The organism is Streptomyces sp. NBC_01232, from assembly GCF_035989885.1.
In the GTDB taxonomy this organism is placed as follows: domain Bacteria; phylum Actinomycetota; class Actinomycetes; order Streptomycetales; family Streptomycetaceae; genus Streptomyces.
This window is the reverse complement of sequence record NZ_CP108518.1, coordinates 8,299,884-8,324,762: the sequence shown is the minus strand read 5'-3', so window position 1 is coordinate 8,324,762 and position 24,879 is coordinate 8,299,884. Positions and strand designations below refer to the sequence as shown.

The following is a 24,879-nucleotide window of genomic DNA, read 5'->3' as shown; positions in this document are numbered from 1 at the left end:
GGTCGCCCGACGGGGCGCCCGAGGGCTTCCTTAGCGGAACGTTAGATCTGCGTGGCGAACCTTGTCCGGGTACGACCGCCGCCGCATGCTCTGGACACTCCCCCGCCAACGGGGCAGTTCTGCCGTCTCTCATCAGGGACTTCCGTCTGGAGCCGCCATGTCCTCGTCCGTCGTCATGCCCGCACCGCCGCCCGGGGACGAGCGCAGGAAGCGCCGTCTCGCCCTGGTCGGCGGCTCGCTGGGCAATCTCGTCGAGTGGTACGACTGGTTCGTCTACGCCAGCTTCGCAATCTACTTCGCCGACTCCTTCTTCCCCGGCGACAACCCGACCACCCAGCTGATGAACACGGCGGGGATCTTCGCCGTGGGCTTCCTGATGCGCCCGGTCGGCGGCTGGATCCTGGGGCGCGCCGCCGACCGGCACGGCCGCAAGAGTGCGCTGACCCTCACCGTCACCATGATGTCGGTGGCCGCGCTGCTCATCGCCGTGGCACCGACGTACGGCCAGGCCGGGTACTTCGGCGCCCTGGTGCTGCTGCTCGCGCGGCTGCTCCAGGGGATGAGCATCGGCGGCGAGTACGCGGCCAGCGCCACCTACCTGACCGAAGCGTCCGCCCGCAACCGGCGCGGCCTTGGCTCGTCCTTCCAGTACGTGTCGATGACCTGCGGCCAGCTGCTCGGCCTGGGCATTCTGATCACCCTTCAGCACACGTTGACCAGCGCCCAGTTGGAGAGCTGGGGCTGGCGGATTCCCTTCGTCGTCGGGGCGTTGTTCGCGGTGGTCGTCTTCTGGCTGCGGCGACGCCTCCAGGAGACCGACGCGTTCAAGGAGGAGTCGGCGGCGGGCGAGGAAGCCCACGACGACAGCACGCGCGGCACGCTCAAGGCCCTGTGGCAGTACCGGCGACAGGCGGGGCTGGTCATGGCGCTCACCCTCGGCGGCACCGTGGCGTACTACACCTACACCACCTACCTCACCAAGTACCTGGTCGGCAGCGCGGGCATGGAGAAGACCACCGCCACGCTCGTCAGCTTCACCGCGCTGACCCTCTTCGCCGTGCTGCAGCCCTTCGCCGGCATGCTGTCCGACCGGATCGGCCGCCGGCCCCTGCTCATCACCTTCGCGGTGGGCTGCACGGTCGGCACCTACCCGATCATGACCGCCCTCGGGTCCGCGTCCTCGTACTGGTCCGCGCTCGGCCTGTCCCTGCTGGCCCTGGTCATCATCACCGGCTACACCTCGATCAACGCGGCGGTCAAGGCCGAGCTGTTCCCGACGCGCGTGCGCGCGCTGGGCGTGGCACTGCCGTACGCGATCGCCAACGCGCTCTTCGGCGGCACGGCGGAGTACGTGGCGCTGTGGTTCAAGAACAGTGGTCACGAGACCATGTTCTTCTGGTACGTCTCCGGGTGCGCGCTGATCTCCCTCGTGACCTACGTCCTCATGCCGGACACCCGCAACGCCGCGCTCAGCCGCGCCGAGGCCGAGGAGGACGGCGGCCTCGCCCCGGGTCCGGACCGGCCGGCGACGGCTGCGGCCGAGGCCGCACGCTGATCCGTCCCCGGTGGCCCGGCGCGCCGGCTCCCGTAAGCTGCTGCGCCGGGTCACGGGGGCTCCGGTGGCCGGGGTCCGGTCACAGGTCACAGGTCACAGGTCACAGGTCACGAGGAATTGTCTATGCACGCGCTTCTCGTCGAGGACGACGACCGCATGGCCCAGGCCCTCGGCACGGCCCTCGCCCTGCGCGGGCACACCGTCCGCCGGGTCGGGCGTGCCCTGGACGCCCTGCGGCACGCGCGCGAGGCCGAATTCGTCCTGCTCGACCTGGGCCTTCCCGATCTCGACGGGCTGGAGCTGCTGCGGCGGCTGCGTACCGTATGCGACGCGCCGCTGATCGTGGTGACCGCGCGGTGCGAGGAGCGCGACATCGTGCAGGGGCTGCGGGCGGGCGCCGACGACTATGTGGTCAAGCCGTTCCGCATGGCCGAACTGATGGCCCGCATCGATTCCGTACGGCGCCGGACGGACCCGCACCCGGGCCGTACCGAGCCGATCGCGGCCGGGCCGCGCCCCGTGCGCACCGGTGACGTCGAGGTCGACCTGTCGGGGCGGACCGTCACGGTGGCGGGCGTCGCGGTGCGCCTGACGCGGCGCGAGTTCGACGTACTCGCCTTCCTGGCGGCCCGCCCGGACGAGGTGCATTCCCGCGAGGTGATCCTGGACCGGATCTGGGGGGACGCCTTCCTCGCGGCCTCCCGCTCGCTGGACGTCCATGTGGCGGGCATCCGCGCCAAGACCGGCCGCTCCGGCCTGGTGCGTACCGTCCGGGGGTTCGGCTACCAGCTCGGCACCCCGCCGGCCGCGCCCGATGCAGGGGGCGGCGACCCGGGCGGCGAGCGGTGAGGCGCAGGCTCCTCGCGGTGCTGATGGTGCTGATGGGGGCGGCCGCGCTGCTGCTCTGCATCCCCCTGGCGGACGCCTCCGCACGCGGTCGTACCGAGCACCTGCTCCTCCAACGGCGCTCGGAGGCCGTACGGTTCGCCGATCTCGCCGACCGGATGCGCACCGCCGCCGATCGCGCGGAGCTTTCGGCCGAGATCAGCCGCTACGCCCATCTGTACGGAGCGGGGGTGGTCGTGGTCGACACCGCGGGGGCCACGGTGGCCCGGGCCGGGACCGGGCCGGCGGCGGAGGCCGCCACGGGCGCGGCCGCCGACTCCGACGCCCGCCGCCGCGCCCTCACCGGCCGTTCCACCGACCGGCTGCCCACCCTTCTCCCCTGGAGCCCTCGGACCGTCGTGCTGGCCGAGCCGGTGGGCCGGGACGAGCGGGTGAGCGGGGCGGTCCTGATGGCCGTACCCACCGACGCCGCCCGCCGGGACGTGGCGGCCCGCTGGTCGCTCATCGCCGCCGGGGCGCTGACCGCCTTCGCGGCGGCGGCCCTGGTCGCGGCCGGGATCGCGCGCTGGCTGATGCGCCCCGTGCGGGACCTGGACCGGGCGGTCGAGCGGCTGACCGCCGGCAGCCTCCAGGCCCGGGCCGTGTCCGACACCGGCCCGCCGGAACTGCGACACCTGCGCCGGCACTTCAACGCGATGGCGGAGGCCATGGCCGACTCCATCGGCCGCCAGCGCGACTTCGTCGCCGATGCCTCCCACCAGCTGCGCAATCCGCTGGCCACGCTCGTCCTGCAGCTGGAGAACGTCGAACCGTACCTCGCACCCGGGCCCGGCCTGGCCGAGCACGGCCGCGCACTGGACGAGGCGGAACGCCTGGAGGAGCTGCTCGACGGCCTGCTGGCGCTGGCCCGCGTGGAGTCCGGCACGGCGGAGCCCACCGTCCAGGACGTCGCGCGGGCGGTGCGGGACCGGGTGACGGCCTGGGCTCCGGTCTACCGTGCCGCGGGCGTGCACCTAACAGCGTCCTGTCCGGCCGGGGACCTGTCGGCGCGCGCCCTGCCCGACGCGGCGGGCCGGATCCTGGACGCGCTCCTCGACAACGCCGTCAAGTTCGTCCCGCGGGGCGGCCGCGTCGAGGTGCGCGCCACGCACGGGGCGGACGGGAGCGCCGTCGTACGGGTCACGGACGACGGCCCGGGGGTTCCCGAGGAGCAACTGCCCCTTCTGCTCAGACGTTTCGCGCGCGCCCCGGAGCACCAGAACGTCCCCGGCAGCGGCCTGGGCCTGGCCATCGCCGACGAGATCGCCCGCATCAGCGGTGGCCGGCTCGACGTCAGCGGCCATGTGCCGCACGGTCTGGTGGTCGAGCTCCGGATCCCGGCGCCGTGAGGTCTCAGCCGTACACCGACCGGTAGTACGCGACGGCGCCCGCGTGGAGCGGCACCTCGCCGGTCGAGATGGCGAACCGGGGCTCCAGCCTCGCCCCGGCCGTGACCTCCCGCAGCAGGTCCCGCCACCGCTCGAACACCACTTGGAGCAGCTCGCGCACGGTGTCCTGCGGTACGTCCGCCCGTGCCAGCAGGTAGTTGCCGACCCCGATGGTTCCCACCGGCTCCGTCAGGCCGTACACCCCGGCAGGGAGCGTGACCGCCGTGTAGACGGGGGCGTAGCGCTCCCGGAGCGCGCCCACGTACGCGTCGAGGGGGAGGAAGCGCAGCGGCAGCTCGCCCGCCAGCTCCGACAGCGCCGGGGTGGGCACCCCGCCGGACCAGAACAGTGCGTCGACCGACCCTTCGCGCAAGGCGCTCACGGACGCGGCGAGGCCCAGCTGCCGCTCGTCCGCCGTCGCCGCGGGTGCGCCGTTCAGCCCGGCGGCCCGCAGGACCCGTTCCGCCACCACCCGGACCCCGGAGCCGGCCGCGCCGGCCGCGACGGGGCGTCCGGCGAGGTCCTTCACCGAGTGCACGGGCCCATCCGCCGGGACGAGCAGGTGCGTGTAGTTCACATAGACCCGGGCCAGCGCCGTCACGGCGGTCGGACGGGGGAAGGACTCCCGGCCCAGCGCCGCGTCCTGGGCCACGTCCGCCATGGCCAGTGCCAGCTCCACCGACCCCTCGTCCAGCTTCCGCAGGTTGTTCACGCTGGCCGCGGTGCTCACCGGGACGATCTCGATCCGGCGGCCGCCGGCGGCGACGGCCTGCGCCAGGGCCTGCCCGAACGCGTTGTACGGCCCGCCCTCGGGCCCCGTCGCGAGCCGTAGCCGCCGTACCGGCCCGGAGTCCCCCGCGCACGCGGCCAGCGCCACGGCCAGGGCGCCGACCCCGGCGCCCATCGCCTGCCTCCGGTTCACCACTGGGCTGGTCACGGCGCAAGCCTAGGCCGTCCGTCCCCGTCAGCCGGCGCCCGCCGGCTGCGGCACCCCTGCGTTGGGTTCGTTCCCTCCCATGTCGAGCCGGAAGGGCGGGTACGCGTCGGTCATGAGGGTGGCGTAGACGACCACCCGCAATATCCAGCGCGTGAGACCCATGAGCAGGTCGAACAGGGCGCGCGGGTAGCTCCCGGTACATGCCAGGACCACCACGGCAACGAGGGTGAGCAGGCCGATGAGCCCAGAGGAGAAGGGGCTGTAGTCCTCGATGTACCGGCAGGCGTTCCAGCCGCTGGTGACCAGCAGTACGACCACGAACAACTGCGGTATGACGAGGAGCCACTTGACCAGGACCAGTCCGCGGGACAGCCGCTGGGGGTAGGCGACCTCGACGCGTATCGGGTAGTCGGGCACGTCCTTGAGGGTGAACGGCGGGTAGTCGTCGGTTCCGAGCACCGCGGAGGAGTAATAGCTGACGCGTGTGCTCCAGCGTATGACGCCGACGTTGAAGTCGAAGAGCGGTCTGGGGTAGCTGCCGGTGATGAGGATGCCGAAGAACGCGATGACGCTCAGCAGCAGAAACGCGATCTGCAGGAAGAGCAGGACGACATAGTGCGGGATGGCGAGGATCCACTTCACCAGCCACATCCATCGGGTCAGTCCGGGATCGAGGTTCGCTTCGACACGCAGGGGGTGGACGGAAGCAATCATCGCTGCCACATCCTTTCTCGCACGGGGCTCGCTTCGATACGGCCCGCAGTGCGTGTGCTCCGCGTGAGCCGCCCTCTCATTGAGCCCCGGCGGCCGGATACCCGCCTGCCACGGGATCGCGTGACACGAGAACACGTGGCTTGACGGCCGGCTGTATCCGGAACCCAGGCTTCGGCAGCCCATCGGACCTGGGAATACGGGGCCCGGGGCCGGCTGGTCGCCGCTGTCGAGCCACGAAGTTCCGGGAGGTGCTATCCCGCCCGGCCCGCCGGGGCGTTCCTGCCCGGCCTCGCGCTGCCGTTGTCGCCTTCGCCTTCGCTGTCTCTGTCTCTGTCTCTGTCTCTGTCGCCGGAGATCGATATCGACAGCCCTTCGGTCAGCCATTGATGAGCCACCGTCATATTGAGCACGCGCCCGCCGGTCGCTGTGCCGACCAGGGCCCAGTAGCGTTCCAGGCGGGGGTCGAAGCCGGATGACCTGGACACCAGCTGATGCAGGTACGTGCGGAAGGCGGGGGTGTCCGACTCCCGCCGGGCCCGTGCATGGGCGGATACGAAGGCGTTCACCGCGTCCCCCGGGCCGGGCGGCAGACCCCGTGCCACCGCGGCGGCCGTCAGGGCAGCCGCCTCGTCGATCTCCCCGTAGAAGGCCGGGGCGTCCCGCATCTCTTCCTCGTGGTCCTGGGTCCAGCAGGTGAAACCGGGGGTGGCGACGAGCAGATGAAGCTCGGCGTAGGCCAGGGCCGAGGCCGGATCGGGGTCCTGCGGCGGGCCCGGTGACAGCATCGCGATCATGATGTCGAGCCGGTGCTCGGGCATGGTCGCGGACAGTTGGCGGTACCAGTGATCGGTGAGGCTGCGATGGGCCTCGGGGAGCCGCTGCACGCGCGAGAGGATCTCGAGGCGCCGGAGCCGTTCGTCACCCGTGCAGTCGTCGAGGGACATCAGCGTGGCCTGGCGCCACCGCAGTTCGGTCAGCCGTTCCTCCACGGCTTCGAGCTCGGTCGCCACGAGTTCGCCGAGGGCGCGCTCCCCGGTGACCACCTGCGTGATGCTCGCGATCGGAGTGTCCAGCGCCCGCAGGCGTCGGATCAGGCGGATCCGCTCCCACGCATCCGGGCCGTAGCGGCGATGACCGCCGGTGCTGCGGCCGGCCACGGGCAGCAGACCGCTGTCGGAGTAGTAGCGAAGGGTCTTCACCGGGACGCCCGTTCCGGCCGCGAGTTCACCGATGCTCCATGTGTCGTGCGTCATAGTCCCTTGAATCTCCAGCGCGGGGGAGGTCCTAGCGTACGGAGAACCGAGCGCATCGGGACGAACGGGCCACGGTGCCCGCCGCCCGGGCCTCGCCCGATCCCCTCCGTCCCGTCCGATCCCGTCCGACCAGGAACGGTGGATACGCATGTCCCCGACCACGACAGCACCGCGTCCGTGCCGACGTCACCCGCTCCGCGCGGTGCTCTTCCCCTTGCTCTGCGCGCTGGCCCTCCTCATGGCCACCGCCCTGCCGGCGTCCGCCGCACCACCCGGTTCCCCGTACTCCTCGGGGCAGAACGGCACCGTCGTACGGACCGACCGCGGCCTGGTACGCGGCGTGTCGCACGGCTCGTACACGGCCTTCAGCGGTGTTCCCTACGCCGCTCCGCCGACCGGACCGCTGCGCTGGCGGGCCCCGTCGCCTGCTGCCCCCTGGCACGGCGTCCGCGATGCGACCACTGCGGCTCAGCCCTGTGTACAGATGCCGGCGCCGGGTGCGGGAGCGGTCATCGGGTCCGAGGACTGCCTCTACCTCAACGTCACGACACCGGCCTCCAGGCTGGCCGGACAGAAGCGGCCCGTGCTGGTGTGGCTGCACGGCGGTGCGTTCCTGGGCGGGTCCGGCAACGACTACGACGCCGGATCACTGGCAGTACGGGGCGACGCGGTCGTCGTCACGGTCAACTACCGCCTGGGGGTCTTCGGTTACTTCGGCCACCCGGTGCTGGGCTCCGCCCCGCCGTTCGGCCTGGCGGACCAGCAGGCCGCACTGCGCTGGGTGAAGGCGAACGCCGAGCGCTTCGGCGGTGACCCGGCCGGTGTCACGCTGTTCGGCGAGTCCGCGGGGGCCCTCGGCATCTGTGCACACCTCACCTCGCCGACGGCCGCCGGCCTCTTCCGGCGGGCCGTGCTCCAGAGCGGTTCCTGCTTCACATCCTTCCCCCGAGGTGCCCTCGGACCCGGAACTCCGGCGTACGAGCCCTTCGCCTCCCAGCACGCTGTCCAGGCGGCCGGTACGGAAGCCGCCCGGGGTCTGGGCTGCGCGACGGGCGGCCGGGACGAGGTGCTGGCGTGCCTGCGCGGTCAGAGCACGGACCGCCTCGCCACCACGCAGCTGATGCAGTCCTTCAACCGGCCCGCCTTCGGCAACCCACTGCTGCCCGTGGCGCCGGACCTGGCGATGACCTCGGGACGCTTCCACCGCGTGCCGGTCCTCCAGGGCACCAATCACGACGAGATGCGGATGTTCGTCGGCCTGTCGCTGGCCGCGTTCCCCATCCGTACCGAGGAGGACTACCGCGCCCGCCTGGTGGACGCCTTCGGGCCGGCGGCCCCGGCCGTCGAGGAGCGGTATCCGGCAGCACAGCACCCCACGCCCGCACTGGCCTGGGCCGCGGTGCTGACCGACCGGTCCTTCACGTGCACCACACTGGAGGCGGCCCGCGCCATGGCCGCTCACGCGCCCGGACTCCCCCTCTACGGCTACGAGTTCAACGATGTGGACGCTCCCGTCCTCGCAGGTCTGCCGGCGAACCCCGGCTTCCCCTACGGCGCGGCACACGGGTTCGAGATGCCGTTCCTGTTCACCTCCTTCCCCACCGGGAAACCGCTGGACGACGCCCAACGCGAGCTCTCCGACCGGATGACCGGGTACTGGACGAACTTCGCGCGCACAGGAGACCCGAACTCCCCCGGCGCGCCGCTCTGGCCCGTCCAGCGCCCCTCGTCACCCGACACGCGCTCGGTGCAGTCACTGGCTCCCGGACCGGGCGGGATCCGCCCCGTCGATGTCGGTGCCGCCCACCACTGCTCGTTCTGGGGCCGCGTGGCCCGATGAACCGTACTGCTCCCCGGCGGGCAGGAGCTTGATCGCCGACCGTTAGGGTGTTCGACGTCCGTGGCGGTGCACGCCTGCCCCACGGAGCGGGCGCGGCACAGGTGTTGCACGGGGAGAGAGCAAGTGAGCGGGACCAGAGTCATCATCGGGAACCGGACGGCGCCCGGCGGCGCGCTGAAGGCGTTCTTCAGGTCCTGGACGGTGGAGTTCGACTACTCCCCCATGGCCGAGCACGTCGAGGACGGGCTCATCACCTGGATGCAGCGCGCGCGGACGGTCCTCGGCCTGACCGCCGCCGTCTGGCTGGTGGTGGCCTACCCGCTGAGCGGCGGCGGCGGCGAGTTCGTCCTCGGCAAGCTCGTCGAACTGGGCCTCTCCTGCGGCATCCTGGCGGTCGGCAGCGTCATCGGCATCACTGCGTTCCTCGTCGCGAGCACCCCGGACAGACGCCGCGACTTCGCCGAGCGGCTGCGCAGGCCGATGAGCGCGGCCTTCCTTCTCGTCAGCGGCCCCGCCTGCATGTGGCTGTCCTTCACGACCCTCAAGGGCGACCTGATCAGCGGCGGGGACCTCAAGGAATTCTTCTCCGCGATCACCGGCTCCGGGTTCTTCTCCTCCGTGCTGGCCTTCCTGGTCCTGGTCGTCGGCTGGATCGCCGCCCTCGTCCTGCTGCTCGGCTCCTCCTTCTTCACGCTCGTCTCCGCCCTGGCCTGTGTCCTGGTGTGCCTGCGGGTCGCGGACGTGCACCAGCTGCTCCCGGCGCTCATCTCTCCCCTGCTGGTCTGGTCGCTCTTCGCCTTCCAGGTCTTCACCGGCCCAGACGTCGCCGCACCGCCGGAGGTGCTCTACACCTTCATGCTCGGCGGCCCGCTGTCGGTGACCGCGCTCTCCGTCTGGGAGGTACGGCGCCTGCGCATCCGCTACGGGATCACCCTGCGCACGGCGTTGGGCCGCTGACCTCCGGCTCCCGGGCCCCGCCCCCGGACGACGACGCGGTCGTTCCGTAACGCCGCTGCGGACCGCACGGCCCCTGCCCGGTAGCGTCGCCGCCATGCGCTACCACCACGTCGACGTCTTCACCGACCGCCCCTACAACGGCAACAGCCTTGCGGTGTTCCCCGGGGCCGACGCGCTGACCGGCGCCCGGATGCTGGCCATCACCCGGGAAATGCGGCACTTCGAGTCCGTCTTCCTGATGCGCGACGGCGAATCCGGGCACGGTCGGCGGGCGCGCGTCTTCGACCTGGAGGGGGAACTGGACTTCGCCGGGCACCCCCTCATCGGCGCCGCCGCAGTCCTGCACGCTCTCCACGGCGCCACGGACCACGAGGCCTGGACCCTGCGGCTGCCGGCCCGGTCGGTCGAGGTCACCACCGACCGCCGGGGCCCCGGCCGGTTCGCGGGCCTCCTCGACCAGGGACCGGCCGCCTTCCTCGGCCGGCCCGGCCCGGAGGACCTGGCCGCCCTGTTCGCCCTCGAGCCGTCCGACCTGGACCCGGCCCTGCCCCCGGAGGTCGTCTCCACGGGCCTGCGCTACCTGGTGCTCCCCGTACGCGGTGACGCGCTGGCCCGCGCCCGCGTCGTCGAGCCCCTCGACGGGCCGCTCGCCCGCCTCGGCGCCGATTTCGCCTACCTGCTGGACGGTACGGCCATGGAGGGGAGGCACTGGACCAACGACGGGATCCTGGAGGACGTCGCCACCGGCAGCGGTGCGGGATGCGTCGCCGCGTACCTGCGCAGCCACGGCCGCATCGGATCCGGTGAGCCGAGCCTCCTGCGCCAGGGCCGGTTCACCGGGCGCACCGGTGAGATGACCATCAGCGCCGATGGCCACGGCCGGGACATCCGCTCGGTACGCGTGGGAGGCGGCGTCGCCCTCGTGGCGGAGGGGCGCCTCCACGAGCTCCCGCCGGTCCGGGCCCGCCGGTCCGGGGCATGACGGCGGCGGACGGCTCGCCTCGCGACCGGAGTCACCCGGACCTACGCTGAGGATGTTGCCCGGGTCCTCGGACGGCAGGAGACCATGCCGTGAAGCCAACCCCCATCCGGCTGCGCCGGGCCTGCGCGGCAGCTGCCGCGGCAGGAGTGCTCATCGCCCCGGCGGTCGCGGGATCCGCGTACGGGTCGGCCGTCCCCCAGCGGTCCGCTCCCGTCTCTGCCGCCCCCACCCCCACCCCCACTCCCACGTCCCCTTCCACGCCGTTCCCGGACGCCGACTCGGAGTTCGTCCGGCTCACACCGGCCGTCGCGGCGCAACTGGACGCAGCCGTGCGTGAGGTCATGCGCGTGGCACAGGTGCCCGGTGTGACGGTCGGCCTGTGGGCTCCCGGCAAGGGGAGCTACGTACGGTCCTTCGGCGTGGCGGACAAGGCGAACGGCGCGCCCATGACGAGCGACCTCCATGTGCGCATCGGCAGCGAGACCAAGACGTTCACGGTCACCGCGCTCCTCCAGCTGGTCGACCAGGGGAAGGTGTCCCTGGACGACCACATCGGCACCTACGTCACAGGGGTTCCGAACGGCGACCGGATCACCCTGCGCGAACTGGCGGGCATGCGCAGCGGCCTCTTCAACTACACCTTGGACGATGACTTCGTCAAGGCGTTCGAGGAGGAGCCGGAACGGTCGTTCACGCCGCAGCAGTTGCTCGACGTCGCCTTCAAGCACCCCGTGCTGTTCGAGCCCGGCGCGGAGTTCGACTACAGCAACACCAACCTGATCCTGCTCGGCCTGGTCGTGGAGAAGATCACCGGTCGGCCGCTCCACGACGTCATCACCAAGGACGTCCTGGGGCCGGCCGGGCTGCGCCGCACGGTGTTCCCCACGAGCCCGGCCCTCCCCGATCCCTACGCGCACGGCTACACCGACCAGACGGCCTCGGGCAAGGTCGAGGACTCGACCCACTGGAATCCCTCCTGGGCATGGGCCGCCGGGGAAATGGTCTCCGACCTGCAGGACCTGCGCAGCTGGGCCCGCACCCTCGCGACCGGCACGCTGCTGAAGCCTGAGACCCAGGCCGAGCGCCTGAAGACCACCCCGATGGACATTCCGGGTGCCGGATACGGGCTGGGCATCTTCAACGTCCAGGGCTGGATCGGCCACAACGGCTCGATCCCGGGCTACGAGGTGCTGCCCGTCTACCTGCCGCAGGCTCAGGCGACGATGGTCATCGTCCTCAACACCGACAGCCTGTACAAGGGTCAGGAGCCCAGCACGCTGTTCGGCGAGGCGGTCACCTCGATCGTGAGCCCCGACCACGTGTACCCCGGTCACAAGCCGGTCGCCCCCAAGGCCGGCTGAGCCGCGCCTTCCGCAGTGCCCGGAACGAACACGCCGACGGCCCGTCCGTGAATTCGCGCTCCTGATAGCGGATTGAGGATCCATCAGCGACAACCACCGCCAGGAATGGGCCATGTGGAATTCCTGTCGGCCGACCGATTGCCACAGAGTGCGCCCGGTCCGGAAACTGCCCACAAATCGCGGTCAGCGGGCTCCCGTCGGGGCCGGATCGACACCGGTAAAAGATGCCCGGGTCAACGGTGTTGTCCGACAGATGAGTTACTACCCAGGAGACATGGAAGGTCGCACACAGTTCAGGTAGCTTTCCCTCACGTCGCCGCCACACCCGGGGCACAGGGCCCCATGGGACTTGCGGCGCAAAGGACCCGACCCCTGTTGACGACAGCAACCGAAGTCTTCACAGTCCGGCCGTACACCCCGCATTGCCAGGTGATCAGCACCGAAGGCGATCATGCCGTCATTGGCATTTCCCCGGGGAACAGCTACTTCTCGGCCCAACGTGTCATCGACCTCGCCCACTGGGGCATGCGCAATTTCGAGCAGGTCGACCTCATCTACACCGACCTGCACGTGGCCGAGATGTACGAGGCCCTGGGCTACGGCGAGGACGAAGCACGACGCAAAGCGGTGAAGAACCTGCGCGGAGTCCGCGCCAAGGTCAACAACGCCGCTGCCGAAGCCGACCCCACCGGCGTCCGCCTCCGTGCCCGCCCGATGTCCTCCCTCACGGACATTCCGGCGTACCGCACGCTCCACAACCACCTGACGAACCTGATCGACATCGACCCGGAGTTCCGCGAGACCTGCAACTCACTCGTCGACGCGTTTCTCTCCTCCAAGGTGCTGAACGGCAAGGCCGCCACCACCCGGCAGCGTGACGTGTGCCTGGAGTACGTCTGTGCCGAGGCTCCGCTCTTCCTCGACACGCCGGCCATCCTCGGCGTGCCGTCCTCCCTCAACTGCTACCACCAGCTCCTGCCCATGGCGGAACTGCTCTACTCACGCGGCTCGGGCCTGCGCGCCTCGCGCAACCAGGGCCACGCCATCATCACCCCCGCCGAAGGAGTTCCCGATGTCCACTGACACCCTGCTCGACTTCCCGTTCTCCGCGCGCGGCGACCAGCTCCCGCCCGAGATCGAGGAGCTGCGCAGCGAACCGGTGAAGCGGGTTCGCACCATAGCCGGGGACGAAGCCTGGCTCGTCTCCTCCTATCCGCTGGCCAAGCAGGTCCTGGAGGATCCCCGGTTCAGCCTCAAGGACACCTCGGCGCCCGGTGTTCCCCGCCAGTACGCGCTGACGATCCCGCCCGAGGTCGTCAACAACATGGGCAACATCACCGGCGCGGGGCTGCGCAAGGCCGTCCTCAAGGCGATCAACCCGAAGACCGACGGCCTCACCGGCTGGATGCGCGACCAGGCCACCGCCCTGGTCGACAGCCTCCTGAGCCACGGGGCGCCGGTCGATCTGCGCGGCCAGTTCACCAACCCGTACGCCGAGAACCTGCACTGCCGCATCCTCGGCATCCCCGAGTCCGACGCACCGCGCCTGGCCGCCAGCCTCGACATCGCGTTCATGAACTCGGCCTGCCCGGTCACCGGCGCCAAGCTCAACTGGGACCGGGACATCGCCTACATGGTGGAGCGCCTCGACGACCCCACCACCACCGGCCTGATCGCCGAGCTCGCCGCGCTGCGCAACGACCCCGACTACGACCACCTGACGGACGAGATGCTCGCCACCGTGGGTGTCACGCTGTTCGGCGCGGGAGTCATCTCCACCATGGGGTTCCTGACCATGGCGATCGTCTCGCTCCTCCAGAACCCCGAGATGTGGGAGCGGCTGCGCAAGGAGCCGGAGAAGATCCCGGCCGCCGTGGACGAACTCCTGCGCATCAACCTGTCGATCGCCGACGGCCTGCCCCGGCTCGCCCTCGAGGACCTCACCCTCGGCGACGTCGAGGTGAAGAAGGGCGAGCTCATGCTCGTCCTGGTCGAGGCCGCCAACACGGACCCGGACGTGTACCCCGACCCCCACGTCGCTGACATCGACCGGCCGAACGCCGGCACGCACCTCTCCTTCGGCGGCGGCCAGCACTACTGCCCGGCCACGGCTCTCGGCAAGCGGCACACCGAGATCGCCATCGAGGTACTCCTGGAGAAGATGCCGAACCTCGCCCTCGCCGTGCCGGTCGACCAGCTCGTGTGGCGCACCCGCTTCATGAAGCGCATCCCGGAGCGCCTGCCCGTGCTCTGGTAGTCGCGTCGGCGCGCGCGGCGCGCCTGCCCGGTGATGGCCCCGGCCGGGGGGAATCCTGCCGGGGCCATCGCCCTGCCCGGGCCGCATCCCGCCCCGCGCGGGGGCCCGTACTACTGCAGGAAGGCCGCGGTGGTCGCCACGAACCGGGCGGCGTCGTCGAGCCAGGGGTAGTGCCCCGCCCCGCGCTGCACGACGAGGGTGGCGTCGGGGAACAGCCCGGCGCACTCGGCGACCGACCGCGGCGGGCTGTTCACGTCGAACTCCCCCGCGAGCAGAAGCGTGGGCGTCCCGCAGACGGCGAGCGCCGCGCGCGTGGCCTGCGGGTCGAAGGCGCCCTCGGCCCCGAAGAGCCTGACGGCCTCCGCGTTGTCCGGCCGGGAGGCTGCGTGGTGCCGCCGGGCCGCGGCGTCCCACCGGCCGTGGAAGAAGGGGCCGAGGGCCTCCGGGTCGCCGTCCCTGCCCTCGCTGATCGCCTCCAGCGCGGCGAAGGCGGCCGGGAACCACGGCTCGCCCTCGCGCAGTCGCGCGAGCTCCCGCCGGGTCTCCCCGGAGATGTCGATGCCGACGGCGCGCGTGCCGGGGGCGATCAGGGCGAGCCTGCGCACGCGGTCCGGGTACCGGGCCGCGTACTGCATCGCGGGGTTGGCGCCGGCCGAGTGGGCGAGCAGGTCGATCCGGGCGGCGCCGAGGTGTCCGCGCAGGGCCTCGATGTCCTCGACGAGGCGGTCGCAGCGGTAGGAGGAGGTGTCCTCGGGCACGGCGGACCCGCCGGTGCCGCGCAGGTCCAGGGCGATCAGCCGCCGGTGCGCGGACAGTCCGCCGAGGTCTCCGAGGTAGGCGGAGCCGACGGGGCCTCCAGGGACGCAGACGACCGGGTCGCCGCTTCCCTCCACGCGGTAGGCGAGCCGGGTGCCGTCGGGTGCGGTGAAGGTGGGCATGGCACGGACCCTGTCAGTCATAACCTGGTTGTACAACCTGGTTATGACGATGGCTGCGTCCCGGTGTATAACCGTGTCGTGGCAGGCCGAGAGAGTACGCACCAGATGCCCGGGACGCTGACCGAGGAGCAGGCCGCGCGGATGCTCGCCGGGATGAACGAGGTCATCCGCGCGGGCGAGGAGATGCGGAAGCTGCGCACGGAGATGATCAAGCTGTTCGCCGGCTTCGGCTGGACCCAGGACAGGATCGCCCGGATCGCCGACATGAGTCAGCCCGCCGTGTCCAAGCAGGTGGCGAAGTACGCGGTCGACGCCGCCGCGCCCCCGGTCGGGCTCGACCTCGACCTCGACCAGCACGACACGCCGTGGCTCGAAGGACGGCTTTGGGGGCTTGCCGAGGTGGTCGCCGAATCCCTCGACGCCGCGCGCTGCACCCGTTGCGTCGACGCCCTCGCCCGGGGCCGCAAGCGCTTCACCTCCCGGACCGTCGACGAGCTGCGGCGCCTCCTCGAAGAGGACCTGATGACGCACCGGGCGGAGCTGCCCGCGGACTTGCGGGCCGCCTACGACGTCATCAGCCGCGCCCTCGACGTCCCGCCGAAGCCGACGGCCGCCACGACGGCAACGGTGCCGGCCGCGGTACGCCGCACCCTCGCCCACCAGTTGCAGCGCGACCGGCTCCAGGAGCAGCGGCTCTCGGGCGAGCGCGAGCGCTGACCCGTCCGTCCGGCGCCGGAGAGTGTCGGAGAGAGCCGGACGGGCGGCCGGTGCGGCCTGGCCAGGATCGACTCCCGCTGCTGAACTGGGTGTTGCCAGCACGCCGATCCGACCGAAGGGATCCTCATGCGCAGCCGCGTCCGCAGCACCCTCGCCACCGGCCTCGTCGGCACCACCACCGCCCTCGTCGCCCTGCTCGTTCCCGGCACCGCCCACGCCGCACCGGCGAAGCTCAGCCATGCGTCCGCCGTGAGCAGGCTGAACGCGACGGGCGGCATCGGCCTGTCCTCCAGTGGCGGTTGCAGCAACCGGAACAACAGCACCTGCACCTCGCTGGAGCAGGTCAACGCCGCGACGATCAGTGACGTCACCACCCTGCGCAGGGCGAGCAACTGCACCCTCACCATCACGGGCGGGACCGAGGTGGGCCACGCCTCCGGCACCTACAGCCACTGGAACGGCTACAAGATCGACTTCAACCCGTCCTCCTGCGTCAGCAACTACGTCACCGGCAGCTTCACCCGGATCGCCAACCGCGGCGACGGCGCCGCCCGCTACCGCTCCGCCGCGGGCAACGTCTACGCCCGGGAGAGCAACCACTGGGACGTCACCTTCTGCGGCGGCAGCTCGGCCTGCACGTCCGCCGCCAGTTCCTGACCGGTACGCGGCCGGACGGCGGGAGCGGCATCACCGGCGCCCCCGCCTTTCCGGCCCGCGGCGTCGTCAGTCCTCTCCCAGCACCGCCCTGATCACATGCCGGGCGTTGTCCGCCATCGCCGGGTTCGTCGTGCGGTAGTACGGCAGCGCGATCACCGCCTGCGAGAGCGTCCGCCCCCGGCCGCGCCGCCAGGTCGCGTCGTCCACGCCGAGCGCCTCCCGGAAGACCGTCCTCGCACCGGCCGGCAGCAGGTTCCACGCCGGGAACAGATCGCAGGCCGGATCGCCCACCCCCATGCACCCGAAGTCGATGACCGAGGTCAGCCTGCCCCCGGTCACCAGCACATTGCCCGGCATCAGATCGCCGTGCAGCCACACCGGCGGCCCGTCCCACTCCGGGGCGCGCAGCGCGTCCTCCCATACGGCGGCCACCGCATCGCAGTCGACACCCTCCTGCGGTATCCCCCGCAATTGCCCGATCGCCGCCCGGGTAGCCGCGTCGAGCGAGCCGAGCGGCCCTCCGCGGTACGCCTGCGGCGCCCCCGGCAGAGTGATGCTCCGCATCGCCGCCACGAACCCGGCCAGGTCACCGGCCAGCGCGACGGGCTCGCTCAGCGCCCCGGCCACGGGGTTCTCCCCCGCCAGCCACCCGTACACCGACCACGCCCACGGATACCCGTGCGCGGGCTCGCCGGCCCCGAGCACCTCGGGGACGGCCGTGGGCAGCCGGGGCGCGAGGCGGGGCAGCCACTCCCGTTCCGTCGACACGTCCCCGGCCCCGCTCGCCAGCATCGGCAGCCGTACGACCATGCCGTCGCCCAGCCGGTACATGCCGTTGACCGTGCCGCCCGACGGGAACCGCTCCACGGTCAGCCCGGCCCACCGGGGGAACTGCGCGGCGATCAGACGGCGTACGAGGTCCTCGTCGACGGGGTGCGTGCCGGGATGCATCTGTGCTGTATCCATGGAACGCCATCCGATCGCCGGCGACGGCACGGGTCAAACCCTTTTCGCCGCCGTTGCCGAACCGGCGCCGTGATCGTTTGGGTCGCTGACAGGACATCACGGGCAGTCATCGACGGACGGGGCGAGTGGTCGGGTTGCGAGTTGCGCGAAGGACCGTTCTGCAGGCGGCTTCGGCGGGAGCCCTGACGGCGGTGCTCGGCCGCTCGTCCGCGGCGGCCGCCGCCCCCGACGGCGCCGCCGGGGAACCGGTCCGACTGCGCTTCACCCGGGCCACCAACGGGGCGGCCACCGCCACGGCCACCGGGGAGCGGGTCGTCGCCGAGGTGCAGGGCGTCCTCTGGTCACTGCCCCCGGACGGCGGTCCCGCGACGCCGCTGACCCCGCCCGACCTGGAACCCGGCCGACCGGTGTTCTCGCCCGACGGCCGCCGGGTGGCGATGAGCGCCTACCGCGGGGGCGCCTTCCACATCTGGGTGATGAACGCGGACGGCTCCGGCCTGCGCCCGCTCACCGACGGCCCCTTCGACCACCGCGCGCCCGCCTGGTCGCCCGACGGCCGCAGCCTCGCCTTCTGTTCCGAACGCGGTGGTGATCCGGTGGCCGGGAGCCCGTACCGGATCTGGACCGTCGCCGTGACCGGCGGCCCCCCGCGCCGGCTGACGGGCCTGCCGGGGCAGGACGGTCCCGGCCAGGACGGGGAGTGGGAGGACTTCGACCCGGTCTGGTCGCCGGACGGCTCGCGCGTGCTGTTCGTACGCGGCACCCCCACCGGCGAAACCCTGACCGCCCGGACCCTCGCCTCCGTGGCCGCGGAGCCCGGCGCCGCGGGGACGGTGACGGTGGAGCACACCGTCGCCGACGGCAGGCTCCTGGCCCCCGCGCTCTCCCCGGCCGGACGCACCGCCTGGCTGTCCGCGGCTCCCGGCCCCCGCAAGGCCGAGAACCTCTCGCTGTTCGCGGACGGCCGTCCGGTCCCCCTCGACGGCGATCTCGCGCCCGCCCCACCGCGCTGGCTCGGCGACGACCGACTGCTGATCACCCTCGACGGCCGCTTCCGGGTGATCCGCCCCCACCGGGACGGCGCCGCCGACCGGGTGATCCCCCTCGACGCCACCCTCGAAGTGCCGCGCCCCCGCTTCCGGTTCAAGGAGTACGTCCTGGAGGCCGAACGGAGCCTCCCGGTGCGGGGCATCCACCTGCCGGCCCTCTCCCCCGACGGCCGCAGCATCGCCTTCGCCGCTCTCAACGCGCTCTGGGTCGCACCCGTCTCAGGCGGGGCGCCCCGCAAGATCCTCCAGGCTCCCGTCACCGCCTACGTCCAGGGGCCGGTGTGGAGCCCGGACGGCCGCTCCCTCGTCTACACCGACGACCGCGACGGGCTGAACACCGTGCGCCGCCGGGAAGTCGATGGCGGCCGCGAGAGCGTCCTCGCCCCGGGCGGCCGCGTCTACGGGGTGCTGTCGCCGGACGGCAAGCGGCTCGCAGCCCTCGACCTCGCCGGGCGGCTCCTCGTCCGCGACCTCGCGACCGGGACCGAGACCCCCCTCGTCGCGGCCCTCGGCGGCGGAGGGCTGCCCGGCCCGCCCAGCTGGTCGCCCGACGGCCGGTACCTCGCCCTGTGCGACCGGAACCGGCTCAGCCGGCGCTTCCGCGAGGGGTACAACCTCATCCGCGTCGTCGACACCGCCACCGGGGCCGCCCGCCTGCACGCGCTCGCCCCGCACGCCTCTCTCTCGGACCGCTACGCCTCCGGCCCGGTCTGGTCCCCCGACGGCCGCTTCCTGGCCTGCGTCGGCGAATCGGCGCTCTGGCTGCTGCCGGTCGGCCCGGACGGCACCCCGGCCGGCCCGGCACGCCTCCTGGCCGACGAGCCCGCCGACCACCCCTCGTGGTCCGCGGACTCCCGGACCCTGCTCTACCAGTCCTGCGCCCGGCTGCGCCTGCTCACCCTGGACGGCTCCGGAGCACCGGCCGGTGCGCCCAGGACCGTACCCGTCGCCCTGACCCACCGGCGCCCCGCACCGGTCGACACCGTGGTGCACGCGGGACTGCTGTGGGACGCCACCGGCTCGCCGCCCCGCGCCGACGTCGACATCCTGATCTCCGGCGGCCGGATCACCGCCGTCGAGCCGCACCGCAGGGGCCGCCGCGCCACCCGCACCGTGGACGCCTCCGACGGCACGGTCCTGCCGGGCCTGTGGGACTCGCACGTCCACCCGTACCCCTACACGTACGGGGCGCGCCAGGGCGCGCTGCACCTCGCCTACGGGGTCACGACCGTCGTCTCGCTCGGCGGTTCCGCCTACGAGCAGGCCCGGCTGCGCGAGGACATCCGTGCCGGGCGGCTCGCCGCGCCCCGGCTGCTGGCGGGCGGAGAGCTCCTCGACGGCTCAAGGGTCGCCTACAGCATGGGGCGTGCCCATCGCACGCGTGCGGGGTTCGCCCGCTCACTGGCCCGGGCCGAGGCGCTGGACTGGGACTTCGTCAAGACGTACGTACGGGCGCCCTACTCGTACATGGCCGAGGCCGCCCGCTTCGCGCACGAGCGGCTCGGCGTCCTGGCCGGCTCCCATCTGTGCGCCCCCGGGATCCGGTCCGGCCAGGACCTGACCACGCATCTGGTGGCGACGGAGCGTGCCGAGTACGGGCACGGGGCGAGCCCGCGGGGGCACACCTACCAGGACACCCTGGAGGTGTACACGCACGGCGTCTTCGATCTCGTCGCCACGCCCTTCACGGCGCTCCCGCTGCTCGGCGCCGATCCTGCCCTCGCCGATGACGCCCGGGTGACGTCCCTGATGCCGCCGTGGGACGTGGCGGCCGTGCGGGCCGCGGCCGCCGGGCCGCCGAGTGCGGAGCAGGCTGCCGCCCTGGAGCGGGAGGTCGGCGTCTACCGGCGCGTCATCGAGGACGGCGGTCGGCTGGCGCTCGGCACCGACGCGCCGCTCACCCCGGTCGGCCTCCATCTCCACCTCGCGCTGCGGGCCCTGCACCGGTACGGTCTGACACCGGCGCAGGCCCTGACGACGGTGACCCGGACCCCGGCCCGGATGTTCGGCGTCGCGGACCGGCTCGGCACCGTCGAACCCGGCCGGATCGCGGACCTCACCCTGGTCGACGGCGACCCCTTCACCGACTTCGACGACCTGGTCCGGGTACGGGGGACCGTCCGCGGCGGGCGCGTCGGTGAACTCCCTCTCCTGGAACGTGCCTTCACCCCGTCGCCCCCGGAGGCCCCGGAGGCCCCGGAGACGGACGACTGGCGGACGGTCCTGGACCAGATGCTGCGCGACGGCTGTTGCGGCCCGCACGCGTAGGGGTGTCAGTGGCCGGAATTAGGGTCGCGGGATGGAAGCGAACGACAGGGTGGGGGCGGCCGGGCCCGGCCGCGCCGCCCTCGACCACCTCCTGCGGCTGATCGCGGAATCCGCCTGGGGCGACGGCCTGGTCCTGCGCGGCAGCATGGTCATGCCCGCGTGGGCCGGTAGCCGGGCCCGGCCGCCGGGCGACCTCGACTTCGTCGTGCTGCCGCCCTCGCCCGTCCCCGTCGACGCCTTGCACCCCCACCCGTACGTCGCGGCGTACGACGCCGTGCAGCAGTGGCCGGAGGCCGCCGACGGAGCGGCCCGCTACGAGATCTGGGCGGACGGGGAGGAGGAGTTCGAGACGCGGGGGCTGCGTGCGGAGGTTCCGCCGGAGGGCCTGGTCTGGCAACCGGAGCCGGAGCCGGACGGCTTCCCTCCCTACGACGACCTGCTGGAACTCGTCCGCGCCCGACCGCAGGCAGCTGCCGGCGTCCTGCTCGACGCGGACGGGGCGAGCAGGGACGGCAGTTGGGCGTACGCGTACGCCCACGCGGAGGACGGGCCCGCCGGGGTCAGGATCCTCATACCGTGGCGCGCGGAGTCCGGCCCGGTGGGCGTGGCACAACTGGACTTCTCCCACGACGAGCGGCTGCCCGAAGCACCCGTCTGGACGGCCGTCCCGCGCGGCGACGGCGGGGTCACGGCGGTGCGGACGGCGAGCCGCGGGCTGTCGCTGGCCTGGAAGCTGCGGTGGCTGCGCCAGGACGCGGCGTCCGGGGAGGGCCCGCAGTGCAAGGACCTGTACGACGCCGTGCTGCTGGCGCACGCCTGCCGGGGGCAGCTCCTCGCCGAGCCTCCGTGCCTGGCCGGCGTCCGGGTGGACGAGCAGGCGTGGGAGCGGTTTCGCGCGGACCACCCCGGGGTGCACGGCACCGCCGGTGACTGGCTCGCCCGCCTCTGCACCGCGCTGGCCCCGGCCCCGGCCCCGGGGAAAACGGCGTGGCCGCCCGGCCGGTCCGGCGGGTAGTGTCCGCTGTCCTGACCAGCCGCTTCGGCGGCCCCACCACCATCCGAGAGCGATCCCCATGAGCGGCCGGCAGACAACGACGACCCTGTGGCGCCCGACCGGCCCCAAGGAGCTGGACCTGGTCCGGGAGCTCGACTGGCGCGCCTGGCCGCCCCGTCTGCCCGAGCAGCCGATCTTCTACCCCGTCCTCAACGAGGACTACGCGATCAGGATCGCGAGGGACTGGAACGTGAAGCACAGCGGGGTCGGCTACGTCACCCGCTTCGAGGTCGACTCGGAGTTCCTGCGCCGGTACCCGGTCCAGCAGGCGGGCGGGCGGACCATCCTCGAACTGTGGGTTCCGGCCGAGGAGCTCGACGAGTTCAACGCCCACATCGTGGGTGAGATCGAGCTGGTCCACGAGTTCCGCTGAGCAGCGCGGCGCGGCGTGCCGCTGCACGCCGCGCCCCGGTCAGGGCTGGTCGTACCAGGCGAAGGCCGCGATCCGCCAGCCGTCCGCGGTGCGCACGAACTGGATGGTCTTGGTCCCGCCCCCATCGAAGGGCTTGCCGTCCAGGATTCCGGACTTGCCGTACTCGCCGAACCGCGACGCGATGTCGCCCGCGATATCGGTCCGTTCGGAGGTCTCCCACTCGGAGAACTCGGTGAGCCGGCCGTCGGCCAGCAGGCGCCTGCGCGGCTCGATGAATCCGTCCACGGTGTAGACCGTGAACCGCGGTCCGGTCATGGTGATCACTCCGCCGGGCAGCACCAGCCGCCGGATCCGGTCCAGATCGGCGGTCCTGCCGCCCCGGTTGTCGAAGGCGCCGAAGAACTCGGCGGTCACCACGTCTATTTCGGCCTTGGACGACATGGCGCGACAGTAACACCGGCGCGGCTCACACCGCCCTGCGGGCGCTCGGTGTCGACGGTCAGGCAGTGGCCGGATCTTCCATGGAGGCCGTCGCCATGAAGCAGTGGGTGCGGCCGCCGTCGCCGATCTCGGCGTCCGCGTGGAAGTCCGGGCCGAGGACCTCGTAGACGAGGAGGGCCGCCGTCCTGCCCGACGGGAAGGCCACTGTGGCCCGGTGCACCGGTCCGAAGCTCGGGTGGGAGCCCGTGAAGGCGAACCGGCCCTGCCCGTCGAGGACGAGCGCGGTGTAGTAGTGGTACTCCTCGCCCGCGAGGTGGGCGCCGAGTTGTGGGCCGGCCGCGGTGTTCGGTGCGTGCCGGGCGGGGAGTTGTCCGCACCGGCTGGAGAGCGATCCACTGGCGCGGACCGAGGCGAAGCAGTACGTCTGCTCATCCGTCATCCAGCCCAGATGGCCGGAGCCGTCGGCTCCGCGGAGGATCACCGCGAGGGTGTCCTCGGACGGCTGTCCATGACCCCGGGGCACCTCGCTCCTGCGGAAGCGTTCCAGCAGCCTGCCGTCCTGCGGGGTGACCCGTGCCGACTCCTCCGGTACCCCGGGCCCCGTGGGCGCCGCTGCCTTCGTGGCCCGCGGCGCGGCCGTGGCGCCTGACGCCGAACCGGGCGACGCACCGGGCGCCGGCACCCCGTTGTCGGCCGGCCCCCCGGTACCGCACCTGCCCGCCGCCATCAGCGTCGGCGCGAGGATCGCAGCCGCGCTGGATCGACCCCGTACCGTCTTCGGCATCAACGCCCCCGGCCGTGATCGTGGAGACCGTGGGCCGTCATGTCATCCACCGGGCTTCGAGGCACCGCCGGCACGTCTCACGTGAGGGGAGCCGGTGTCGCCAGGGCCGTCGTGATGACCAGGGGCGGCCTGGCCCGCTCCGCCGACCACGCCCGGCCGGTCGCGAAGCCCGCGTCGGCCACCGTCAGCGCCTCCTCCACGGTCGGCCGGTGCTGGACGACGTCCCGGAAGCCCGCGCGCTCCAGCAGGGCCGGAAGGACGCCGACGGGCCACGCGTGGTTGCGTGCCTCCTGCCAGGAGCCGTCCGTGCGCCGGAGCCGTACGGTCAGCTCGTCGCCCGGCCCGTAGACCTCGCCCGGGTCACCGATCCGCAGTGAGGCGTACTCCGTGCCGCTGCAGGCGGGATCGGTGGACAGCAGCACGAACGGGGCGTCCGGCCGCAGGAGTCGGCGGATCTCGGTGAACACCTCGAGCACCGCCTCCTCGGCCGGGAGCGACGCCAGTACGTGATTGCACATCACGGCGTCCGCGCAACCGTCCACCAGTCCGCTCGCGCGCCCGTTTTCGACCAGGTGGTACTCGGCCACCGCGGTCGCCGAGCCGCGGGCCAGTGCCAGCATCTCCGGGGAGGTGTCCACACCCAGCACCCGGGCGCCGAGCCGCCGGGCCGCCTCGTCGGCGACCTTGCCCGGTCCGCATCCGTAGTCCACCAGGACCTCGCCGGCGCCGATCCGGCGGGACAGCTCCCGGAAGACGAAGGGATACCCGAGCAGCCGGTCCGTGGCCGCGTCGACCGCCGCGAAGGCCTGCGCACCGGCGCGTCCGGACCAGGCCGTGCCGTCTTCGGCACCGCCCTGCCCGGGTCCCTCAGGCCTTTCGCCCACAGCCCCACTATCGACCCACCGCGGCCGCGCCGCAGTGGGAACGGCAGGGTCCCGCACCGCCGGGACGGGCTAGAGATCGATCCAGTAGCGCCGCTTCGGGCCGATCAGGGTTTCGCGGACGTCCTCGAGCACTCCGCCGTTGCCCTCGATCGTGCGGACCGACCCCTCGTTGTCCGGGTCACAGGTCAGCAGGACCCGGTCCATGCCCATGAGGCGCGCCTCGTGCAGGACGGCGGCCAGGGCCCACGTGGCCAGGCCCCGGCGGCGGGCCGAGGGCCTGATGCCGTAGCCGATGTGGCCGCCCGCGTCGAGGAGGAAGCCGTTCAGGTGGTGCCGCAGGTCGATGGCGCCCAGATACTCGTCGCCCTCGGCGATCCACCAGTAGGTCGCGTGGACGCGGCCGTGGTCGACCGGCGCCGTGCGGTCCCCGTACCGGTGCAGTCGCTCCACCCAGGCCGCGAAGCCCTCCGGGGTGTCCACGTCGTCGTCGGAGCCGAGCCCGCCGCCGTCCATGTGGGCGTCGGGTCCCCATTCCGCCCGCGCGGCGAGCCAGGACGTGTACAGGCGGGAGGTGGGGACTATGAGCTCGGGCATACCCCGGACGATAACAGTCGCCGCA

At 72.5% G+C, this 24,879-nt stretch carries 23 protein-coding genes; 14 read left to right on the top strand and 9 right to left on the bottom strand.

Features of this window, described 5'->3' with window-relative positions:
* Positions 1 to 175: 175 nt before the first annotated feature.
* From OG444_RS38265 to OG444_RS38255, 3 genes are all read left to right on the top strand, one after another.
* Complete coding sequence (locus OG444_RS38265) at positions 176 to 1,555, top strand: MFS transporter (protein ID WP_327267059.1); 1,380 nt, start codon at positions 176 to 178, stop codon at positions 1,553 to 1,555.
* A 123-nt stretch (positions 1,556 to 1,678) separates the two neighbouring features.
* Positions 1,679 to 2,404, top strand: a complete 726-nt coding sequence (locus OG444_RS38260; RefSeq protein WP_327266472.1) for a response regulator transcription factor — start codon at positions 1,679 to 1,681, stop codon at positions 2,402 to 2,404.
* Complete coding sequence (locus OG444_RS38255) at positions 2,401 to 3,789, top strand: HAMP domain-containing sensor histidine kinase (RefSeq protein WP_327266471.1); 1,389 nt, start codon at positions 2,401 to 2,403, stop codon at positions 3,787 to 3,789. Before OG444_RS38260 ends, OG444_RS38255 begins: the two co-directional genes overlap by 4 nt.
* A 4-nt stretch (positions 3,790 to 3,793) precedes the next feature.
* On the opposite strand, the gene OG444_RS38250 is transcribed toward OG444_RS38255, so the two are convergent.
* From OG444_RS38250 to OG444_RS38240, 3 genes are all read right to left on the bottom strand, one after another.
* Entirely contained in the window at positions 3,794 to 4,765 is a 972-nt protein-coding gene (locus OG444_RS38250) for a TAXI family TRAP transporter solute-binding subunit (protein WP_327266470.1), read from the bottom strand.
* Between the two features lie 27 nt (positions 4,766 to 4,792).
* Positions 4,793 to 5,479, bottom strand: a complete 687-nt coding sequence (locus OG444_RS38245) for a DUF4389 domain-containing protein (protein WP_327266469.1) — start codon at positions 5,477 to 5,479, stop codon at positions 4,793 to 4,795.
* A gap of 251 nt (positions 5,480 to 5,730) precedes the next feature.
* Positions 5,731 to 6,732 carry a MerR family transcriptional regulator gene (locus OG444_RS38240; RefSeq protein ID WP_327266468.1) on the bottom strand — a complete coding sequence of 334 codons (1,002 nt, stop codon included), beginning with the start codon at positions 6,730 to 6,732 and terminating at the stop codon, positions 5,731 to 5,733.
* 202 nt (positions 6,733 to 6,934) lie between these two features.
* Here OG444_RS38240 and OG444_RS38235 point away from each other — a divergent pair, with 202 nt between their 5' ends.
* The 6 genes from OG444_RS38235 (at position 6,935) to OG444_RS38210 (ending at position 14,129) form a co-directional block, all read left to right on the top strand.
* Positions 6,935 to 8,572 (top strand): carboxylesterase/lipase family protein, encoded by a 1,638-nt coding sequence (locus OG444_RS38235; protein WP_327266467.1) that lies wholly within the window; start codon positions 6,935 to 6,937, stop codon positions 8,570 to 8,572.
* 123 nt (positions 8,573 to 8,695) lie between these two features.
* The gene (locus tag OG444_RS38230; RefSeq protein WP_327266466.1) at positions 8,696 to 9,529 is read left to right on the top strand and encodes a hypothetical protein; all 834 of its coding nucleotides are present in this window, start codon (positions 8,696 to 8,698) and stop codon (positions 9,527 to 9,529) included.
* A gap of 94 nt (positions 9,530 to 9,623) precedes the next feature.
* On the top strand, positions 9,624 to 10,511 hold the full coding sequence (locus OG444_RS38225; RefSeq protein WP_327266465.1) for a PhzF family phenazine biosynthesis protein: 888 nt from the start codon (positions 9,624 to 9,626) through the stop codon (positions 10,509 to 10,511).
* An 89-nt stretch (positions 10,512 to 10,600) separates the two neighbouring features.
* Positions 10,601 to 11,872 carry a serine hydrolase domain-containing protein gene (locus tag OG444_RS38220; RefSeq protein ID WP_327266464.1) on the top strand — a complete coding sequence of 424 codons (1,272 nt, stop codon included), beginning with the start codon at positions 10,601 to 10,603 and terminating at the stop codon, positions 11,870 to 11,872.
* A gap of 342 nt (positions 11,873 to 12,214) precedes the next feature.
* Positions 12,215 to 12,955 carry a tRNA-dependent cyclodipeptide synthase gene (locus OG444_RS38215; protein WP_327266463.1) on the top strand — a complete coding sequence of 247 codons (741 nt, stop codon included), beginning with the start codon at positions 12,215 to 12,217 and terminating at the stop codon, positions 12,953 to 12,955.
* Complete coding sequence (locus OG444_RS38210; protein ID WP_327266462.1) at positions 12,945 to 14,129, top strand: cytochrome P450; 1,185 nt, start codon at positions 12,945 to 12,947, stop codon at positions 14,127 to 14,129. Before OG444_RS38215 ends, OG444_RS38210 begins: the two co-directional genes overlap by 11 nt.
* Positions 14,130 to 14,239: 110 nt before the next feature.
* On the opposite strand, the gene OG444_RS38205 is transcribed toward OG444_RS38210, so the two are convergent.
* Positions 14,240 to 15,067 (bottom strand): alpha/beta fold hydrolase, encoded by an 828-nt coding sequence (locus OG444_RS38205; RefSeq protein ID WP_327267058.1) that lies wholly within the window; start codon positions 15,065 to 15,067, stop codon positions 14,240 to 14,242.
* A gap of 78 nt (positions 15,068 to 15,145) precedes the next feature.
* Between OG444_RS38205 and OG444_RS38200 the strand changes: the two genes are divergently transcribed.
* Both OG444_RS38200 and OG444_RS38195 read left to right on the top strand, forming a co-directional pair.
* A complete protein-coding gene (locus OG444_RS38200) occupies positions 15,146 to 15,784 on the top strand; it encodes a sigma-70 family RNA polymerase sigma factor (protein WP_327266461.1) in 639 nt (212 codons plus the stop codon).
* 126 nt (positions 15,785 to 15,910) lie between these two features.
* The gene (locus OG444_RS38195) at positions 15,911 to 16,441 is read left to right on the top strand and encodes a hypothetical protein (RefSeq protein ID WP_327266460.1); all 531 of its coding nucleotides are present in this window, start codon (positions 15,911 to 15,913) and stop codon (positions 16,439 to 16,441) included.
* Between the two features lie 66 nt (positions 16,442 to 16,507).
* Here OG444_RS38195 and OG444_RS38190 read toward each other — a convergent pair whose 3' ends face one another.
* The gene (locus OG444_RS38190) at positions 16,508 to 17,407 is read right to left on the bottom strand and encodes an aminoglycoside phosphotransferase family protein (RefSeq protein WP_327266459.1); all 900 of its coding nucleotides are present in this window, start codon (positions 17,405 to 17,407) and stop codon (positions 16,508 to 16,510) included.
* Between the two features lie 191 nt (positions 17,408 to 17,598).
* Here OG444_RS38190 and OG444_RS38185 point away from each other — a divergent pair, with 191 nt between their 5' ends.
* From OG444_RS38185 to OG444_RS38175, 3 genes are read left to right on the top strand one after another with little or no spacing between them, the layout of a single operon-like run.
* Positions 17,599 to 20,724 carry an amidohydrolase family protein gene (locus OG444_RS38185; protein WP_327266458.1) on the top strand — a complete coding sequence of 1,042 codons (3,126 nt, stop codon included), beginning with the start codon at positions 17,599 to 17,601 and terminating at the stop codon, positions 20,722 to 20,724.
* 31 nt (positions 20,725 to 20,755) lie between these two features.
* On the top strand, positions 20,756 to 21,739 hold the full coding sequence (locus OG444_RS38180) for a hypothetical protein (RefSeq protein WP_327266457.1): 984 nt from the start codon (positions 20,756 to 20,758) through the stop codon (positions 21,737 to 21,739).
* A 58-nt stretch (positions 21,740 to 21,797) separates the two neighbouring features.
* The gene (locus tag OG444_RS38175) at positions 21,798 to 22,151 is read left to right on the top strand and encodes a hypothetical protein (RefSeq protein ID WP_327266456.1); all 354 of its coding nucleotides are present in this window, start codon (positions 21,798 to 21,800) and stop codon (positions 22,149 to 22,151) included.
* A gap of 39 nt (positions 22,152 to 22,190) precedes the next feature.
* On the opposite strand, the gene OG444_RS38170 is transcribed toward OG444_RS38175, so the two are convergent.
* From OG444_RS38170 to OG444_RS38155, 4 genes are all read right to left on the bottom strand, one after another.
* On the bottom strand, positions 22,191 to 22,592 hold the full coding sequence (locus OG444_RS38170) for a DUF4440 domain-containing protein (RefSeq protein ID WP_327266455.1): 402 nt from the start codon (positions 22,590 to 22,592) through the stop codon (positions 22,191 to 22,193).
* 58 nt (positions 22,593 to 22,650) lie between these two features.
* Positions 22,651 to 23,115, bottom strand: coding sequence for a hypothetical protein (locus OG444_RS38165; RefSeq protein WP_327266454.1), 465 nt, complete (start codon positions 23,113 to 23,115; stop codon positions 22,651 to 22,653).
* A gap of 338 nt (positions 23,116 to 23,453) precedes the next feature.
* The gene (locus OG444_RS38160) at positions 23,454 to 24,260 is read right to left on the bottom strand and encodes a class I SAM-dependent methyltransferase (protein ID WP_327266452.1); all 807 of its coding nucleotides are present in this window, start codon (positions 24,258 to 24,260) and stop codon (positions 23,454 to 23,456) included.
* Positions 24,261 to 24,329: 69 nt separating this feature from the next.
* A complete protein-coding gene (locus tag OG444_RS38155; RefSeq protein ID WP_327266451.1) occupies positions 24,330 to 24,854 on the bottom strand; it encodes a GNAT family N-acetyltransferase in 525 nt (174 codons plus the stop codon).
* Positions 24,855 to 24,879: the final 25 nt, after the last annotated feature.